A 623-nucleotide genomic window follows, 5' to 3' on the forward strand; every position below is an offset into this window, starting at 1 on the left:
GTAGTGGGCAATACGTGTGGAGCCGTTTCCCCTACGTGTTCGAGTAGGAGGCGGGAGCTGGAGGGCCGATTTGGGCGACTGCAAACAGCTCGCTCATTCTGATCTGGTTTTCATGGCGTAGCTTGAGGCTGTCCACCATAGTAATTTCTTTCTTAGTTAGGTAAGTGGTCTGGACTCCGCTACGAAGAGATGCATTGACTTTGATCCAAGGCCGCCTAAAACGCGTTTGTTGTCGGGATTGCTGCCAGAGTTGCCAGAACCACACGTCAAGCGGCAAATCCACAACGAGGCTCTGACCAGCGCGTATCGTTGCTGGAAACGGCGCCGATGGGCCCGCAGGGGTAGCAGTTGGTTCGGTCACATTGTCAATTGGGGCGAACATCGTACTCTGCCATTGGCCCTTTCCAAGAGGGACACCCAGGCTTGCGTCATAGACAGTGACGTCAGCCAATCCTATATTGCGAACGAGGATGGAAAGGAACGTCGTAACTTTCAGAGGGTCTTGGACCACCTGCATGCGTTCGCCTAGTGTCAACCGCACTTTGGGGGCGTGTTGCCTGCGCGCGAGATGCAAAGAAATAATAACTGCTGCCATAGTGCCCAATGCACCAATAATTTGGGCC

The 623-nt window shown here is 53.9% G+C and carries 1 protein-coding gene; it reads right to left on the bottom strand.

Going from position 1 to position 623, the window contains the following annotated elements; genetic code table 11:
* Positions 1-31: 31 nt before the first annotated feature.
* A partial coding sequence (locus KDH83_RS31170; RefSeq protein WP_212322970.1) for a hypothetical protein occupies positions 32-623 on the bottom strand: 592 nt, incomplete at its 5' end.

This window comes from Achromobacter sp. Marseille-Q0513 (assembly GCF_018195695.1).
Classification (GTDB): domain Bacteria; phylum Pseudomonadota; class Gammaproteobacteria; order Burkholderiales; family Burkholderiaceae_B; genus Achromobacter.